The sequence below is a fragment of the Algiphilus sp. genome (genome assembly GCF_965216485.1).
In the GTDB taxonomy this organism is placed as follows: Bacteria; Pseudomonadota; Gammaproteobacteria; order Nevskiales; family Nevskiaceae; genus Algiphilus.
The window spans coordinates 3,239,295-3,257,178 of the sequence record NZ_OZ244162.1; the positions used below are offsets into that span (position 1 = coordinate 3,239,295).

The 17,884-nt window shown below is 65.3% G+C and carries 11 protein-coding genes; 4 read left to right on the plus strand and 7 right to left on the minus strand.

Translation table 11 applies throughout. The features are described 5' to 3' along the window. Positions 1 to 161: 161 nt before the first annotated feature. From ACOOFO_RS14955 to aceE, 5 genes are all read right to left on the minus strand, one after another. The gene (locus tag ACOOFO_RS14955; protein ID WP_420427548.1) at positions 162 to 1,349 is read right to left on the minus strand and encodes an iron-containing alcohol dehydrogenase; all 1,188 of its coding nucleotides are present in this window, start codon (positions 1,347 to 1,349) and stop codon (positions 162 to 164) included. A gap of 5 nt (positions 1,350 to 1,354) precedes the next feature. After that, a complete protein-coding gene (locus ACOOFO_RS14960) occupies positions 1,355 to 1,858 on the minus strand; it encodes a hypothetical protein (RefSeq protein ID WP_420427549.1) in 504 nt (167 codons plus the stop codon). A gap of 111 nt (positions 1,859 to 1,969) precedes the next feature. After that, positions 1,970 to 2,548 carry a hypothetical protein gene (locus ACOOFO_RS14965; RefSeq protein WP_420427550.1) on the minus strand — a complete coding sequence of 193 codons (579 nt, stop codon included), beginning with the start codon at positions 2,546 to 2,548 and terminating at the stop codon, positions 1,970 to 1,972. A 117-nt stretch (positions 2,549 to 2,665) separates the two neighbouring features. Then, positions 2,666 to 4,366, minus strand: coding sequence for a dihydrolipoyllysine-residue acetyltransferase (aceF, locus tag ACOOFO_RS14970; RefSeq protein WP_420427551.1), 1,701 nt, complete (start codon positions 4,364 to 4,366; stop codon positions 2,666 to 2,668). Next, positions 4,366 to 7,026 carry a pyruvate dehydrogenase (acetyl-transferring), homodimeric type gene (gene aceE, locus ACOOFO_RS14975; RefSeq protein ID WP_420427552.1) on the minus strand — a complete coding sequence of 887 codons (2,661 nt, stop codon included), beginning with the start codon at positions 7,024 to 7,026 and terminating at the stop codon, positions 4,366 to 4,368. Before aceE ends, aceF begins: the two co-directional genes overlap by 1 nt. A gap of 102 nt (positions 7,027 to 7,128) precedes the next feature. Between aceE and ACOOFO_RS14980 the strand changes: the two genes are divergently transcribed. Together ACOOFO_RS14980 and ACOOFO_RS14985 are read left to right on the plus strand one after the other, a co-directional pair. Continuing rightward, a complete protein-coding gene (locus tag ACOOFO_RS14980; RefSeq protein WP_420427553.1) occupies positions 7,129 to 8,064 on the plus strand; it encodes a LysR family transcriptional regulator in 936 nt (311 codons plus the stop codon). A gap of 142 nt (positions 8,065 to 8,206) precedes the next feature. Beyond that, positions 8,207 to 10,495, plus strand: coding sequence for an NADP-dependent malic enzyme (locus ACOOFO_RS14985; RefSeq protein WP_420427554.1), 2,289 nt, complete (start codon positions 8,207 to 8,209; stop codon positions 10,493 to 10,495). A gap of 8 nt (positions 10,496 to 10,503) precedes the next feature. Here the strand turns inward: ACOOFO_RS14985 and ssb are convergent, their stop codons facing one another. Beyond that, complete coding sequence (gene ssb, locus ACOOFO_RS14990; protein WP_420427555.1) at positions 10,504 to 10,977, minus strand: single-stranded DNA-binding protein; 474 nt, start codon at positions 10,975 to 10,977, stop codon at positions 10,504 to 10,506. Between the two features lie 10 nt (positions 10,978 to 10,987). Continuing rightward, entirely contained in the window at positions 10,988 to 12,154 is a 1,167-nt protein-coding gene (locus ACOOFO_RS14995) for an MFS transporter (protein WP_420427556.1), read from the minus strand. A 103-nt stretch (positions 12,155 to 12,257) separates the two neighbouring features. Here ACOOFO_RS14995 and uvrA point away from each other — a divergent pair, with 103 nt between their 5' ends. Beyond that, complete coding sequence (gene uvrA, locus ACOOFO_RS15000; protein ID WP_420427557.1) at positions 12,258 to 15,092, plus strand: excinuclease ABC subunit UvrA; 2,835 nt, start codon at positions 12,258 to 12,260, stop codon at positions 15,090 to 15,092. Positions 15,093 to 15,231: 139 nt separating this feature from the next. Next, entirely contained in the window at positions 15,232 to 17,712 is a 2,481-nt protein-coding gene (locus ACOOFO_RS15005; protein WP_420427558.1) for a DUF1302 domain-containing protein, read from the plus strand. The last annotated feature ends 172 nt before the right edge of the window (positions 17,713 to 17,884 follow it).

Genomic DNA, 17,884 nt, shown 5'->3' on the forward strand with positions numbered 1-17,884 from the left:
CCACCCACTTCTTTGCGCTACGTACGAGACGCCCGTATGGATGCCGCCGCTGCTCGGCCGGCGGCCCGGATTCCGCACGCCTCGCGTCAGCGAAGGCTTTCAGCGAAACACAACCGTGTCGCGGCGTGCAAGAAAAGCTACCGAATGGTAGTTACCTCCGCTCAGCCCCAGGCGCGCTCGAGAAGGGTCATGAGCTGGTCGCGATCGGCTTCCTTGGGGTTGAAGATGATCGATCCGTCGTCAATGGCGAGGGTGGCGATCTCCTCCAGCTGACTGCGCTGCACCTTGCCGGTCTCGCGCAAGGTGCGGGCCAGACCGGCACGCTCGTAGAGCTGATCACGTAGATCGCGGATATGCCGGATGACCTTGTCCGTGCGCTGGCCGGCCGGGGTAGCGGCATAGACCTCCGCCCCCGCCAGCGGCAACAACAGCTCGCCGATGCGCTCGCCATTGACGTCGCGGTTGTACTCCAGCGCATAGGGCAGGAAGAGATTCATGCACAGCCCGTGCGGAAGATGGCAGACCGCGCCCAGAGAATGGCCGAGTGCGTGCACCAGCCCCACCATCGAATTCGAGAAGGCGATGCCGGCCATGGTCGAGGCCTGCGCCAGTTCCAGGCGTACGGTAGGGTCCTTCGGCGTCTCCAATGCCTTCAGCAGGTTGGCGCTGATCTTGCGGATGGCGGCGGTGGCATAGGCATCGCTGAGCGGGTTGGCTGCCATGCAGGTATAGGCCTCGACCGCGTGCGTCATCGCGTCCATGCCGGTCATCGCGGTGATGTGCGGAGGCAGAGTCAGCGTCATGCGCGGATCGAGCACGGCGGCGTTCGGCATCAGGAAATAGGAGGTGAAGGGCACCTTGACGCCGCGCTCGTTGTCCGAGACCACCGCCACCATGGTGACTTCCGAGCCGGTGCCGGAGGTGGTCGGCACCACGAACAGCGGATTCAGCGCATGCGGCAGATTGTGCGCACCGGAGTACTTCACCAGTTCATCGCCGCCCAGCGTGACCAGAATATTGGCCGCCTTGCTGGTATCGATCACCGAGCCACCGCCGATGGCGAGGATCGCGTCACAGTCGTTGTCGCGATAGAGCGCAGCAGCCGAGCGTACGGTCTCCAGACTGGAATCCGGCGGCACATCATCGAAGACCGCCAGGATCTCGGTGCCAGCCTCGGCAAAAGCCTGTTCCACCGGCGCCAGCAGACCCGCCTTGCGCACGCCGGCATCGGTAATGATCATCGGGCGCTTGGCGCCTAGAGCGGAAAGTTCGTAGGGCACATGTTCCAGCGCCTGATGACCGGCGATGGTCTTCACTGGACAGAAGAACTCGTAATAGGACTTGCTCATTGCGTTTATTTCCCCGTGACGAAACTGGCTGCGACGCGGCCGTAGATGCGACTGCCGCGCAAGAGCTTGCTGACCATCGGCACCTTTCCGTAATCCTTCACCGCGCGCGTCGCCACCAGCTTGGGCAGGATCAGCTTTTCCATCCGGTTGAGACAGCGTACGAGCCGGATCGCATCCGAGACATTGCCGTCGGCCACCATGCGGTCATTGGCAAAGGCGCGCGCGGTGCCTTCCTGGAAGGAGAGCACCAGAAAGGCGTGCTCGATGTGCTTGAAACGGATCACCAGATCGGCTTCCTCCGCGTTGGCAGAGTCCGGTTCGACATACCCCCCCTCGCCGACCCGCAATACGAAACCGGGTCCCGAGGGATAGACCGTCATCGCAAAGCGATAGCCCGGCCGGAAACCGGAGAATTCGCGACGAGTTTCTTCATCGCTGCGCGATGCCGCGATCAGACCGCGGCTGACGACATTCATCATCAACGCGACGTACGAACGCTTGACGGACATGGGCTGTGACTCCCTGGCGGTTCCGAGGGAGGCAGTGTAATGGCTTGCGGGCGTGGCGGGCGCCGCTGTCAGCCGGACCGGACCGACAGCCGAATACGAGATCGGGACGTGCTAGTCGGCGCGCTTCTCGATGCGGAGTTTTGAAAACCAGCGATCGTCCGGATTGCCCTCGAAGCGCAGCGCGTCGGGAAAGGGGGGGTCGTCAGGATTGTCAGGCGGTCCGGCAATCACATCCAGATCGACGATGGTCGGCGTGCCCTCGTAGCCGTCGGCGGTGCGTTCCAGCGAATAGATCAAGCCATTGCGCAGATTGGCACCGAAGTCATCGGGCGGCTTGTAGAAGAACAGCAGCTGGTGCTCCAGCCAGACCGGATCGCCGTCCAGCAAGTGATTCGGACTGGCATAGGGATACGGCACGCGGCACTGCAGTTCGTTTTCGCCCTTGAGGCACTTGAACTCACGCATCGAAAGGAAGTAGTCGGTGAAGACCGACCGGTCGATGTGGAGTGCAAAGCGGGGCGTATCGCCATCCGTTTGAAAGTCGACGCGGCCAATCACCACCTGCGTGCCGTCGCTGGCGTGCAAGGCGATGTCGTGCACGCCCTGCGGCACGCTGTCGTCGGCAAGAGCCAGGCTTGCAACCGCGAGCAGCCCGACTGCCGGAAGGAAGTCCCACCGCGTCCAGTCCATGACGATGCGCTCCGAAGCAGTGCCAAGCTTCAGAGTAGCCGAGATTCCGGCTGCGCAGGCACAAGCTGCAGCATCTCCGAGGCAGCGACCCATGCTCGCACTACCGCCACCCATGCGTCATAACAGCGCGCGGCGCATATCCTCCAACAAGCCCTTGAGATGCACGATGAAGCGCGCCGCGGCAGCACCGTCGATGACGCGATGGTCATAGGACAGCGACAGTGGGCACATCAGCCGGGCCTGGAACTGCGCGCCATCCCACACGGGCTGCATCGATGCCTTGGATACGCCCAGGATGGCCACTTCCGGCGCATTGATGATGGGCGTGAAGTGACTGCCGCCAATGCCCCCCAGGCTCGAGATCGAGAAGCAGCCGCCCTGCATCTCGTCCGGCTTGAGCTTGCCATCGCGCGCCTTGGCGGCCAGTTCGGCGCACTCCGCACCCAGGCTGCGCACGGATTTGTCCCAGACATCGCGCACCACTGGCACCAGCAGGCCATTGGGCGTGTCGGCGGCGAAGCCGATATGGCAGTACTGCTTGAGGATCAATTGCTGACCGTCGGCGCTCAGGGAGCTGTTGAACTCCGGAAACTGACGCAGCGCACTGGCCACCGCCTTGATCATGAAGGGCAGCAGGGTCAGCTTCTGTTCGGCGGTGCTTTCCTGCTTGCGGAAGGCTTCCAGATCCGTGATGTCCGCCTGATCCGTCTGCGTGACATGCGGAATCAGCAACCAGTTGCGGTGCAAATTGTTCGCGCTGATGCGCCGGATGCGCGCCAGATCGCGCCTTTCCACAGCGCCAAAGCGACTGAAGTCGACCTCCGGCTGCGTGGGCAGACCACCGCCCCCACCGGCCGCCGTGGCAGGAGCCGCGGCCGGCGCCTCGGCCAGCCGGCCCTTGACGAAGTGCTGCACGTCCTCGCGCAGGATGCGGCCCTTGGCCCCGCTACCGCTGACCTGCTGCAGATCCACGCCCAGCTCGCGCGCGAAGCGGCGGACGGCCGGGCTGGCGTGTGGGAGTAGCGCGCTGTCGCCTTGCGGCTGCATGCGCGGCCCCTGCCCCTGGTTATCGGGCGCCGCATCCGAAGCGGGGCGCTCCTCCGATGCCGGTTCGGGTTTCGGCGGGGCCGATGCAGGCTGCGCCGCCGTTTCTTGGTCCGCAGCAGGCGCCGCCGCCGGGACCGCTGCCAGCCCGCCGGCGCCCTCCAGCACGCAGATGGCATCCCCTTCGGACACGGTATCGCCCACCTTCACGGCCAGCGACGCCACCGTACCGGCGCGCGGCGACGGCACTTCCATGGTGGATTTGTCCGATTCGAGCACGATCAGCGGCTGATCCGCCTCGACGGTGTCCCCTGCGGCCACCAGGACCTCGATCACCGGTACATCCTTGAAATCGCCGATGTCAGGGACGGCAACGGTCTCGCTCGCCTGCGCGCCCTCGTCGCCGGCCGCCGCCGGTGCCGGCGCGGGTACTGCAGCCGCAGGTTCCGCTGCCGGGGCTGGCTCAGGTTGCGGTTCTGGCTCGGGCTCGGGCTCGGGCGCCGCCTCGGCCTGGGCCGCCTCAGACGCGGCCTCGGCCGGCGCGAGGGTGCAGATGGTGTCGCCTTCGGTGACGGCATCGCCCACCTTCAGCGCCAGGGATTCGATGGTGCCCGCCTCCGGTGCCGGCACCTCCATGGTGGACTTGTCCGATTCGAGCACGATCAGGGGCTGATCGGCCTCCACCTGCTCGCCCACGGCGACCAGGATCTCGATAACCGGCACGTCCTTGAAATCGCCGATGTCCGGTACGGCAACCGTCTTTGCGCCCGCCATCAGTTCAACCTCGGGTTGGACTTGTCACTCTTGATGCCAAAGATGCGCATCGCCTGGGTGACCTTGGTCTTGGGAATGGCGCCTTCGTCCGCCAAGGCCTTGAGGGCGCGCACCGTGATCCAGCGCCGGTCCATTTCGAAGTAATCGCGCAATCGGTTGCGCGTATCCGAGCGCCCGTAGCCGTCCGTGCCCAGCGCACACAGGTTGCGGTCCACGAAGGGCCGAATCTGCTCGACATAGGCGCGCACGTGGTCGGTGGCCGCCACCACCGGCCCGGGGTGACCATCGAGCACCTGCTGCACGTAGCAGGACTTGGGCTTGCGTTCGGGATGCAGGGCGTTGTCGCGGTCGACGTCCTGGCCGTCGCGCGCCAGCTCCGTGAAACTGGTCACGCTCCACACATCGGAGGTCACACCGAATTCCTCGGCGAGCAGTTCCGCGGCCGCTTCGACCTCGCGCAGGATGGTGCCGCTGCCCATCAACTGCACGTGCTTCTTGCTCGCCTTCTTGGCGCCGCGCAGGTGGTAGATGCCGCGGATGATGCCCTCTTCCACGCCTTCGGGCATTGGCGGGTGCGCGTAGTTCTCGTTGTAGAGGGTGATGTAGTAATACACGTCGCGGCCCTCGCCATACATCTCCTGCATGCCGTGGCGCAGGATGACGGCCAGCTCGTAGGCATAGGCCGGGTCGTAGCTGCGGCAGTTGGGCACCACGCCGAAGAGCACATGGCTGTGACCATCCTCATGCTGCAGCCCTTCGCCGTTCAGCGTGGTGCGTCCGGCCGTGGCGCCCAGCAGGAAGCCGCGCGCGCGCATGTCGCCGGCAGCCCAGCAGAGATCGCCGATACGCTGGAAGCCGAACATCGAGTAGAAGATGTAGAAAGGCAGCATGGGCACGCCGTGATTGGCGTAGCTGGTCGCGGCGGCGATGAAGGAGGACATGGCACCGGCCTCGGTGATGCCTTCCTCAAGAATCTGCCCCTTGATGTCCTCCTTGTAGAAGGCCAGCGAATCGGCATCCTCGGGTTGGTACTTCTGGCCGACCACGGAATAGATACCCAGGCTGCGGAACATGCCTTCCATGCCAAAGGTGCGCGCCTCGTCGGGGATGATCGGCACCACATGCTTGCCCACCTGCTTGTCGCGCAGCAGCGCCTGGAGAAACTGCACGAAGGCCATGGTGGTCGACACTTCGCGCTCGCCGCTGCCATCGAGCTGACGCTGGAAGGTCGACAACGGCGGAATTTCCAGGGCCGGCGCTTCCACCCGCCGCTGGGGCAGATAACCGCCAAGGGCCTCGCGGCGGGCCTTCAGATACTTGATCTCTTCCGAATCCTCACCGGGATGGTAGAAAGGCGTGTGCGCGATCTGTTCGTCGCTGATCGGAATCTGGAAACGGTCGCGGAAGGCCTTGAGCGCCTCCTCGCCCATCTTCTTCTGCTGATGGGTGATGTTCTGGCCTTCGCCGGCCTCGCCCATGCCATAACCCTTGACCGTCTTGGCCAGAATCACCGTTGGCCGGCCGTCGGGGTTGCTGACCGCGCGGTGGTAGGCAGCGTAGATCTTGTGCGGGTCGTGGCCGCCGCGGTTGAGGCGGGCGATGTCCTCGTCCGACATGGCCTCGACCAGACGCGCCGTCTCCGGATACTTGCCGAAGAAGTGATCGCGCGTGTACTTGCCGCCACGCGCCTTGAAGGACTGATACTCGCCGTCCACCGTTTCGGTCATCAGCTCGAGCAGCTTGCCGCTGGCATCGCGCGCCAGCAGCGCATCCCAGGCCGAGCCCCAGATGACCTTGATGACGTTCCAGCCCGCGCCGCGGAAGACGCCCTCCAGCTCCTGGATGATCTTGCCGTTGCCGCGCACCGGACCATCCAGCCGCTGCAGATTGCAGTTGACGACGAAGATCAGGTTGTCGAGCTTCTCGCGGGCGGCAATGTCGATGGCGCCCAGCGACTCCGGTTCGTCCATCTCGCCATCGCCGCAGAAACACCACACCTTGCGGCCGTTGGTCTTGGCGAGGCCGCGGTTCTCCAGATACTTCATGAAGCGTGCCTGGTAGATCGAGGTGATCGGCCCCAGACCCATGGACACCGTCGCGAACTGCCAGAAATCCGGCATCAGCCAGGGATGCGGATAGGACGACACACCCTTGCCTTCCGACTCGTAGCGGAAGTTGGTGATCTGTTCCTCGCTCAGTCGCCCCTCGAGATAGGCACGCGCGTAGATGCCCGGGGTGACATGACCCTGGATGTAGAGCAGGTCGGCACCATCGTCATGGTCCGGTCCCTTGAAGAAATGGTTGAAGCCGACGTCGTACAGCGTCGCCGCCGAGGCAAAGCTGGCGATATGGCCGCCCACGCCGGCGTGCTCGCGGTTGGAATTGACCACCATGGCGATGGCGTTCCAGCGAATGATCGAGCGGATCTTCCACTCCAGCGCATGGTCGGCCTCGGCCCGCTGCTCCCGGTCGGGCGGGATGGTGTTGATGTAGGCCGTATTGGGCGAGAAGGGAATGAAGGCACCCGATCGTCGCGCGCGTTCGATCAGCGTTTCGAGCAGATAGTGCGCGCGTTCCGGTCCCTCCTGCTGCAACACAGAGTTGAGGGATTCGATCCACTCCTGGGTTTCGATGGGATCGATGTCTTTGTTGTGCTCCACGCTGTCTCCCCGCTGCCTTGCGACGTGCCGAACCCGCACTCTAGATGCTGCTCTTTCTATATGTCCAATATATGATTGCAGCGTTTGCCATACTTTCTAGATATGGAATTACGACACCTGCGCTACTTCCTCGCGGTGGCCGACGCGCGCCACTTCACCCGCGCCGCCGAGCGGCTTGGCATCGGTCAGCCGCCCCTGTCGCAGCAGATCAAGGCGCTGGAGCGCGAACTGGGAGCGCCGCTGTTCGAACGGCTGCCGCGGGGCGTGGCCCTGACCGCCGTCGGCGAAAGCTTCTATGAGGATGCGCGACAGGTGGTCAGCGCCGCCGAAGCCGCGGTGGAGCGCGCCCAACGCGTGGCGCGCGGCGATGCCGGGCGACTGCGCATTGGCATGATCAATTCCGCGCCCTTCCATCCCTTCGTGCCCCAGGCTATCCGCGCCTTCGGCCAGCGCTACAGCGATGTACGCCTGTCGCTGGAAGAGCACAGCACCCCCGAGCTGGTGGACGCCGTACTGCGCGAGCAGATCGATATCGCCTTTGTGCGCCCGCCGCTGGGTCAGCACGAGGCACTGGAAGCCTCGGCCCTGTTCGACGAAGCGAATCTGATCGCGCTGCCCCACGGCCATCCGCTGGCCGCCTTCGAAAGCCTGTCGCTGTGGGCGCTGGCCGGCGAAAGCTTTGTGCTCTTTCCGCGCAGCGTCGGCGCCGGCCTCTACGACGAGATCATCGCCTGCTGCCGGCGTTGCGGCTTCAGTCCGCGCATTGGTCAGGAAACCTCGCAGGTCACGTCCATCGTCAACCTGGTGGCGGCGGGCCTGGGCGTGTCGCTGGTGCCGGCCTCGATGCGGCAGATCCACTCCGAGGGCGTGACCTACCGCCCCATTGCCGGCGACGCCCCGCGCGCGCGCATGGTGCTCATCCACCGTCGCGACGAAGCCTCGCCCACGGTGGCGCGCATGACCCAACTGCTGCGCGAGATGATCCACGCGCACGTCGCCGAAGCAGCGGACCCAACCCCCGAAAGCGGACCGCCCTGATGGTGCAAGCGGTGGTCGTTCAGGCACACGCCCCATCCTTGTGCACCCCCTGCCGCCGCGGCTGCGACTTCCGTTACTCTGCCGGCCGGAATGCCCGCCACAGGCATGCGGGCACCGTGACCAGGACAGGGGGGATGGGTGCATGAGCGAGGACATGCGGGCTGCGGCCCTGGCATACCACCGGAATCCGCAGCCGGGAAAGCTGGAAATCCGGGCGCTCAAGCCCATGGCGACGCAGGCCGACCTGGCCCTGGCCTACTCCCCTGGCGTCGCCTACGCCTGCGAGGCCATCGCAGCCGACGAAAGTGCCACCTGGGACTACACGGCGCGCGGCAATCTGGTGGGCGTCATCACCAACGGCACCGCGGTACTCGGACTGGGCAGCATCGGCCCGGCGGCCTCCAAGCCGGTGATGGAAGGCAAGGCGGTGCTGTTCAAGCAGTTTGCCGGCATCGATGTCTTCGACATTGAAATCAAGGAGACCGATCCGGAGCGGCTGATCGAGATCATCGCTCCGCTGGAACCCACCTTCGGCGGCATCAACCTCGAGGACATCAAGGCACCGGACTGTTTCATCGTCGAACGCGAACTGCGCAGCCGCATGAACATCCCGGTCTTCCATGACGACCAGCACGGCACCGCCATCGTCGTCGGCGCCGCCATCGTCAACGGGCTCACCATCGCGCGCAAGGACATCCGCAAGATCAAGGTGGTCACCGCCGGCGCCGGCGCGGCCGCGCTGTCCTGCCTGAACATGCTGGTCTCGCTGGGCCTGCCGCGCGAGAACATCTGGGTCTGCGACGTCGAAGGCCTGGTCTATGAGGGCCGCACGGCTCTGATGGACGAATTCAAGGCCACCTTCGCCCAGGCCAGCAAGCACCGCACGCTCGACGACGTCATCAAGGGGGCGGACGTCTTTCTGGGCCTGTCCGCCGGCGGCGTACTCAAGCCGCACACGGTCGAAAAGATGGCCAAGCGCCCGATCATCATGGCGCTGGCCAACCCCACGCCGGAGATATTGCCGGATGAGGCGCGCGCCGTACGCCCCGACGCCATTCTCGCCACCGGCCGCTCCGACTACCCGAACCAGGTCAACAACGTCCTGTGCTTCCCCTTCATGTTCCGCGGTGCGCTGGACGTCGGCGCCCGCACCATCAATGAGGAGATGAAGGTCGCCTGCGTGCACGCCATCGCCGAATTGGCCCGCCGCTCGGCCGAGGAGCGCGTGCGCAACGCCTACAGCAGTGAGAGCCTGCGCTTCGGCCCGGATTATCTGATCCCCAAGCCCTTCGATACCCGCCTGATCACGGTAGTGGCGCCGGCGGTGGCCAAGGCGGCCATGGACAGCGGCGTGGCCAGCCGGCCGATTGAGGATTTCGACGCCTACCACGCCCGCCTGCACGCCTTCGTCTTCCGCTCGGGCATGATCATGCGCCCGGTCTTCGAGGCCGCCCGCGCCGCGCCCAAGCGCGTAATCTACGCCGAGGGCCACCGTTCGCGCGTGCTCATGGCGGTGCAGCAGGTGGTGGACGACGGCCTTGCCCAGCCGGTCCTGGTCGGCCGGCGCGAGGCCATTGAGGACGGCATCCAGTCACTCGGGCTACGCATCCGTCCCGAAGCCGACGTCACAATCATCGATCCGGACGATCCGGAAGTGCTCGACCTGCTGACCGACGACTACCATCGCCATATGGCGCGGGACGGGGTTTCGCGCGACGAGGCGCGCGCCGTGGTCAAGGGCAGCCAGACGGCCCTGGCGGCGCTGGCGCTGAAGCGCGACATGGGCGATGCCATGCTGTGTGGCCGCGTCGGTCGCTTCCACCACCATCTTCGGCACGTGCGCCAGATCATCGGCCGTGCGCCTGGGGTATCGGCGCTGTCGGCCCTCACCACCCTGATCCTGCCGCAGGGCACCTACTTCTTCTGCGATACGCATATCTCCCCGGAACCGGACCCCGAAGCCATTGCTGAAATGACCCTGCTGGCGGCGGAAGAGGTGCGCCGCTTCGGTCACGAGCCACGCGTCGCCCTGCTGTCCTACTCCAATTTCGGCACCAGGGCCGAAGGCTCACCGCGCAAGATGCGTGCCGCGCGCGACCTGATCCGGAAACGCGCGCCGGAACTCAACATGGACGGCGAGATGCACGCCGACATGGCGCTCAACGAGGACAAGCGCCACCGCGAGTTCCCCTTCTCGACGCTTGAGGGAAATGCGAATCTGTTCATCATGCCGGGGCTGGATGCCGCGAATATCTCGTATCAGCTGCTCAAAACCATCGGCAAGGGCATCGCCATCGGCCCCATTCTCATTGGCTCTGCGCGCCCCGCGCACATCCTGCCGCAGTCGGTCAGTGTGCGCGGGCTGGTCAATATGACCGCCGTGGCGGTCGCACGCGCGCAGCTCGCCGCGACAGAAGCCGGCAAAGGCTAGCCGGACGCTCAGAAGGGAATATCGTCGTCCTCGAAGCTCTGCGGCGCGGGTTCGCGCTGCGGCGCTGGCTGGGACTGGCCGCCGCCGCGGCTCATGCCGCCACCCCCACCGCCACCGTCGAAGTCCGCGCTACCGCCGCCGGGGCCGCCACCGCCGAGCATCTGCATGTCGTTGGCAACGACCTCGGTGCTGTAGCGGTCGTTGCCCGACTTGTCCTGCCACTTGCGGGTCTGGAGCTTGCCTTCGATGAAGACCTGCCGCCCCTTCTTGAGATACTGGCTGGCAATCTCCGCGGTCTTGCCGAACAGCACGACGGTGTGCCATTCGGTGTTCTCGCGCTGCTCGCCGCTTTGCTTGTCGCGCCAGCTCTCGGTGGTGGCAATGCGAAGGTTGGCCACCGCCGTGCCGTTGGCGGTGTAGCGCACCTCGGGATCCTGTCCCAGATTGCCGACCAGAATCACTTTATTGATGCCGCGTGCCATTTCTCACTCCCTAGACGGTTGCCGCCGGCCGCTCGGTACGCAGCCGGTACGCGAAGGTACACCACAGCAATGGTATGACAGCCAGCAGCCAGAAGCCCGCGCCATGCGCCTCGGCACCGGCGGCGAGGCCGCCGAGCAGGCCGCCACAGAAGGCACCAAGGAACTGTGCCGTGGCATACAACCCCAGCGCCGCGCCACGGCTGGCCTCCGGCGCCAGCCGTGACACCAGCGAAGGCAGCGCGCCTTCCAGATAGTTGAAGCCGGCGAAGTAGAGCAGCACACCGACGATCAGCAGGGTCAGGCTGTGACTCCCACCGGCGAGCAGCAGGCAGGCTGCGAGCAGGGCAAAGACGGCCGCCACAAAGACCTCGCGCACCCGGTCGCGGGTATCGGCCCAGCGAATCAGCGGCAGGACGATGGCCAGCGAGCCGAGCATCACCGGCAGGTAGATCCGCCACTGCCCCGCCACCGCAAGATCAAAGGCCGCCTCGAACAGACGGGGGAAGAGTACGAAGCTGGAGGTCAGCAGCGCATGCAGCAGGAAGATGCCCGCGTTGAGCTGCCACAGCGTGCGGTCACGCAGCACCGGGCCGAGCGCCGCCGACGCCGCTGGCCCCTTGGGTGCGGCCGGAACCACCCAGATCACGACTGCGATAGCCGCCAGACTGAACCAGCCTGCGGCCACCAGGATGCCGTCGACGCCGATCAGGCCGGAGACCGGCGGGCCCGCCACCAGCGCCAGAATGAAGGACGCCCCCATGCCGGCACCAAGAATGGCCATCGCCATCGTGCGCACCTGGGGACGGGTGATGTCGGCCACCAGCGCGGCAGCGGCCGCCGAGATGGCGCCGGCCCCCTGCAGCGCGCGACCGGCGATGAGCCCTGCCATGCTGTCGGCCATGCCGGCGACCACCGATCCCGCGGCGAAAATCAGCATGCCCACCACGATCACCGGCTTGCGCCCGAAGCGGTCGGACGCCATGCCGAAGGGAATCTGGCAGACCGCCTGCGTCAGGCCGTAGATGCCCAGCGCCAGCCCGACCAGCAGCGCAAATTGCCCTCCATCCAGTTCGGCGGCGTAAGGCGCAAAGGCGGGCAGCACCATGAACAGGCCGAACATGCGGAGGGCGTATACAGCGGAAAGCCCGAGGGTGGCGCGCCACTCGGTTGGGGTCATGGGCGAAACGCTTGATGGAAATTGAAGCGCAGGGTCTACGACTCAGCTGTGACTTGCGCTGGGGCTTATATTAGTGGATTGCCCTGCATCGACCGATCAAGCCATGGACGTCATCCGCATCCGAGGCGCACGTACGCACAATCTCAAGAATATCGCCGTCGATATTCCGCGCGACAAGCTGACGGTGATAACCGGCCTGTCGGGCTCCGGCAAGTCCAGTCTGGCCTTCGACACGCTCTATGCCGAGGGGCAGCGGCGCTATGTCGAGTCGCTGTCGGCCTACGCGCGCCAGTTCCTGTCCATGATGCAGAAGCCGGATGTGGACTCGATCGAAGGCCTGTCGCCGGCGATCTCCATTGAACAGAAATCGACCTCGCACAATCCGCGGTCGACCGTCGGCACGGTGACCGAGGTGCAGGATTATCTGCGCCTGCTGTTCGCGCGGGTGGGCACACCGCGCTGCCCCGACCACGATGTCGCGCTGGAGGCCATGGAAGTCTCGCAGATGGTCGACAGCGTGCTGAACATGGAAGAAGGCTCGGCCTGGCTGCTCTGCGCGCCGGTGATCCGCGGCCGCAAGGGCGAGCATCTGGATGTCTTCAACGGCATGCGCGCGCAGGGCTTTGTCCGTGCCCGCGTCGACGGCACCATCTACGAGCTGGACGAAATCCCGCCGCTCAACCGCAAGATCAAGCACGATATCGATATCGTGGTCGACCGCTTCAAGGTGCGCGAAGACCTGCGTCAGCGCCTGGCCGAATCTTTCGAAACCGCCTTGAAGGTATCCGACGGGCTGGCCCATGTGGTGCCCTACAAGCACGAGGGCGAGGAGCAGACCTTCTCCTCGCGCATGGCGTGTCCGCACTGCGGTTACGCGCTGTCCGAACTCGAACCCCGCCTGTTCTCCTTCAACGCCCCGCACGGCGCCTGCGAGGAGTGCGATGGCCTCGGCCAGCAGCAGGTCTTTGACCCGGAACGCGTGGTCGCCCACCCCGATCTGTCACTGGCCGGCGGCGCCATCCGCGGCTGGGATAGGCGCAACCCCTACTACTGGGCGCTGCTCAAGAGCCTGGCCGAGCACGCCGACATCGACCTCGAAACGCCCTTCGGCGATCTGCCCGAAGCCCAGCAGCAACTTCTGCTGTACGGAAGCGGCGAGGAGCGCATCCGCTTCCACTACCCCGGCACGCGGGGGCGCTCGGTGACCAAGACGCACCGCTTCGAGGGCATCCTCGCCAATCTGCAGCGCCGCTACCGCGAGACCGAGTCCGAAGCCGTGCGCGAGGAACTGGCGCGCTTTCTGTCGGACAAGCCCTGTCCGGCCTGCAACGGCGAGCGGCTGAATCGCGCGGCGCGCCACGTCTTTGTCGCCGGACGGCGGCTGCCCGAGCTGACGCAGATGTCCATCCGCGACGCCGAGGCCTGGTTCACCGATCTCGACCTGCCCGGCCATCGCGGCCGCATCGCCGACAAGATCGTCAAGGAGATCGTCGACCGCCTCGGCTTTCTCAACAATGTCGGCCTCGACTATCTGAACCTGGCGCGCAGTGCCGACACCCTGTCGGGCGGTGAGGCGCAGCGCATCCGTCTCGCCAGCCAGATCGGCGCCGGCCTGGTGGGCGTGATGTATGTCCTGGACGAACCCAGCATCGGCCTGCACCAGCGCGACAATCAGCGCCTGCTCAACACCCTGTTCCGGCTACGCGATCTGGGCAACACCGTACTGGTCGTCGAGCATGACGAAGAGGCCATCCGCAGCGCCGATCACGTGCTCGACATCGGCCCCGGCGCCGGCGTGCATGGCGGCGCCGTAGTGGCGGAAGGCACACCGGAAGACATCGCCAAGAACGCGGATTCCTGGACCGGCAAATATCTCGCCGGCACCGAGGCGATCGCGGTGCCGAGCCGGCGTCATAAACCAAAGAACGACCGCTGGCTGAATCTGCGCGGCTGTCGCGGCCACAACCTCAAGCAAGTGGACGCCGAGATTCCGCTCGGACTGTTCACCTGCGTCACGGGCGTGTCCGGCTCCGGGAAGTCGACGCTCATCAACGACACCCTCTATGCCGCCACCGCGCGCGAACTCAATGGCGCCGCGCTACAACCGGCGCCCTTCCGTGCCATCGAGGGGATGCAGCATCTGGACAAAGTCATCGACATCAACCAGGCGCCGATCGGCCGCACGCCGCGCTCGAATCCGGCGACCTATACGGGCCTGTTCACCATCATTCGCGAGCTCTTTGCCGGTGTGCCGGAGGCCCGCGCCCGCGGCTACACACCCGGCCGTTTTTCCTTCAATGTCAAGGGCGGGCGCTGCGAGTCGTGCCAGGGTGACGGCGTCATCAAGGTGGAGATGCATTTCCTGCCGGATGTCTACGTCACATGCGACGTCTGCGAAGGACGGCGCTACAACCGCGAGACGCTGGAAATCCTCTACAAGGGCAAGTCCATCAATCAGGTACTGGACATGACAGTGGAGGAAGCCACGGACTTCTTCGCCCCCGTGCCCTCGCTGCACCGCAAGCTGCAGACCTTGATGGAAGTCGGGTTGTCCTACGTCACCCTCGGGCAGCGCGCCACCACCCTGTCCGGTGGCGAGGCGCAGCGCGTCAAGCTGGCGCGGGAGCTGGCCAAGCGCAGCACCGGGCAGACGCTCTATATCCTGGACGAACCCACCACTGGCCTGCATTTCCACGATGTGGCGCAACTGCTCAAGGTGATCGAAACCCTGCGTGACGCGGGCAATACGGTAGTGGTCATCGAACACAACCTCGATGTGATCAAGCGCGCCGACTGGCTCATCGATCTGGGCCCCGAAGGCGGTGACGGCGGCGGCGAGATCGTCGCTTCGGGCAGCCCGGAGGCGGTGGCCACGGTGGAGCGTTCGCACACGGGCCGCTTTCTGGCGCCCATGCTCAAGCTCCGCGAGACGGCCTGATCGGTTCCGCCCGTCGGCGCTGTCGGGACGCCGGCTACGGGGCTTGGGTACAATGGTGAACCCCACAATTGAACGATTGGTCAGCGCGCCCGGCGCGCGACGCCATCGTGTCTTCTCACGCTAGAAAAGGACTTCGACGATGCGTAGCCGCGCGCGCCTGATGACTGCCGTCGCCCTGGCGGCGTCCCCTGCCCTGTGGACTGCCCCGGCACTGGGCCTGAACTTCCAGTACGGCGACAACACCTCGGTGGTGATCAACACCAATATCGTGGCTGGTGCCGCCTGGCGCATCAGCGGCCGGTCCGCGGACCTGGTCGGCAAATCGAATCTGGATCCGAATGTCTGCAGCGGAGCGCTGCAGTCCTGTCAGGGCCTGTTCCGCCTGGAGACAGACCCGGCCGAGGCGCTGCGCAATGCGCCGGGCATGCCGAGCGTCAACTTTGACGACGGCAACCTGAATTACAACCGCGGCGACATCGTGCAGGCGCCCTTCCGCATCAATCAGGACGTCAACATTCAGAACGGCGAATTCGGCTTCTTCGCGCGCTGGCTGTACTTCTACGATTTCGAGAACAACGATTTCACCCAGTTCAGCCCCAACCGCATCACGCCGGACAACATCGACGCCGTGGGCCAACGCGGTGACCCCGCTGCCAACCGCTTCTTTGATCAGGTTTTCGGCCCGGGCGGCGTGGTACGCGACAAGCGCCAGCAGGGCCGGACACTCGAACAGATCGGCACCGACTTTCAGCTGCTGGACTTCAATTTCTACGGCAGCCTGCCCTTCTTCGGCGACCGTGACCTGCGCTTCCGCATCGGCCGGCAGACGGTGAACTGGGGCGAATCGACCGTCCTGGTGGTCAACAGCGTCAATCAGGCGAACCCGGCCAACGTGAACAACCTGTTCCGGACCGGCTTCACCTTGGACGAAGTCTTCACCCCGGTAGGCATGGCCTTCCTCAGCACCAACATCACCAATACGCTGTCGCTGGAAGCCTATTACCAGTACGAGTGGGATGCGGTGGAAATCCCACCGCCGGGTGGTTTCTTCTCCTTCCTCGATCTGGGGACGCCGAACATCGGCCCCTCGGTCAACGCCAGCTTCGGCGGCTCCGCCGAGGACCCGCAGGCGATCGGCTCCCCGCTGAACAGCCCGCTGGCGCTGATCACGCCGACCTCCGCCACGATTCCGAAGCTGCCCGACAACAAGCCGCGGGATCAGGGTCAGTACGGCGTCGGCATCAAGTGGTTCCTGCCGGACCTGAACTTCGGCACCGAGTTTGGCTTCTTCTTCATGAACTACCACTCGAAGCTGCCTTATGCGGACTTCTATGCGGTGGACGCCAGCTGCGCCCGCGCAGAAGGCAACACCATGGGCATGGATGCCACCAACACCCTGGAGTTCCTGCAGGCCTGTCCGAATCTGCCCGCCGCCCAGGCATCGGCGCCGCTGGTGGCGGATCTGCTTGCCCTGACCGCGCGCCGGCCGGGCACGCTGGCCGACTACGGCGTCGGAAGTCTGGGGGCGCTGCTGCCGGCGCTCAGCAATCTGCTGACTCCGGACCCGGATGCGCCGCTGTCGGACGCCGTGGGCTTCGACACTGCCCGCGTCCAGCTGACCTATCCGGAAGACCGCAAGATGTTCGGCTTCAGCTTCAATACGCCGGCCGGTGCGGACTATTCGCTGCAGGGCGAGATCGCCTATCGGCCCAATCTGCCGTTGCAGATTTCGGTGGTGGACCTTGCTTTTGCGGCTTTCGGGCCGTCGCTGACCGCCTGTCATCGTGAGGAACTCGGCTGCAACGGCTCGACCGCCGGCGTCAGCTTCGATGAGAACGGCGATCGCGTCATCTTCGACGACAACGACTTCGTCGATGAGAACGGCAACAACCCCTTCCCAGACACGGTCAATCTGATTGTGGGCGCGGCGCCAGGCTCGGCACGCTCCTTCCCGAACTTCGTGCTGCCCTATCGCGGTCAGGCCATCGGCGAAAATGCGCCCAACGGCTACATCCGCGGCTGGGAACCCTTCGACGTGCTGCAGTACAACCTGGGCGCCACCCGCGTCTACGGCCAGTCCGAAGCCTTCCTCGGCGCGGACCAGATCATCATGATCTATGAGCTGGGTGCCACCCATATCCCCAACCTGCCCAGCTTCGACCGCCTGCAGATCGAAGGACCGCTGTCAGGCACGACGCACGCCAGCGCCGGCGCCGACGGCAGCGGGGCGGACGGCTCGCGCCTGGCCTGTTCCACCAACCCAACCTGCTCGATCGGGCCGGATGGCCTGCGCTTCAACCCCTACCAGGCATCGCGCGACCAGTTTGCGCACGCCTTCTCCTGGGGCTACCGCATCGTCTCGATCATCCGCTATGACTCGGTACTGCCCGGGCTGTCGATCGAGCCGACCCTGATCTGGGGGCACGACATCAACGGCAATGCGCCGGGACCGGGCGGCAACTTCGTCGAAGGCCGCAAGACCCTGAACTCCACCTTCCAGTTCCGCTACAAGACGGCCTATTCCTTCAACATCTCGTACCAGCTGTTCACCGGCGGCGGCGCCAACCACCTGCTGCGTGACCGCGACAATCTCGGCTTCTTCTTCCGCTATCAGTTCTAAGTTGTCTCCCTCAATGGGAAAAGCCCTTCACACGGGCGCAGGGTTGTGTAAGCATTCGTTCAGCATGTCTGATTGACCGGTCGTTCGGTCACCAGACTCGACACCATAGAGATAGCGCCGGCCATGGAGCCGGCGCGCCTTGCGAAACGGAGCGGGTGCCGCGTTGGGCGGC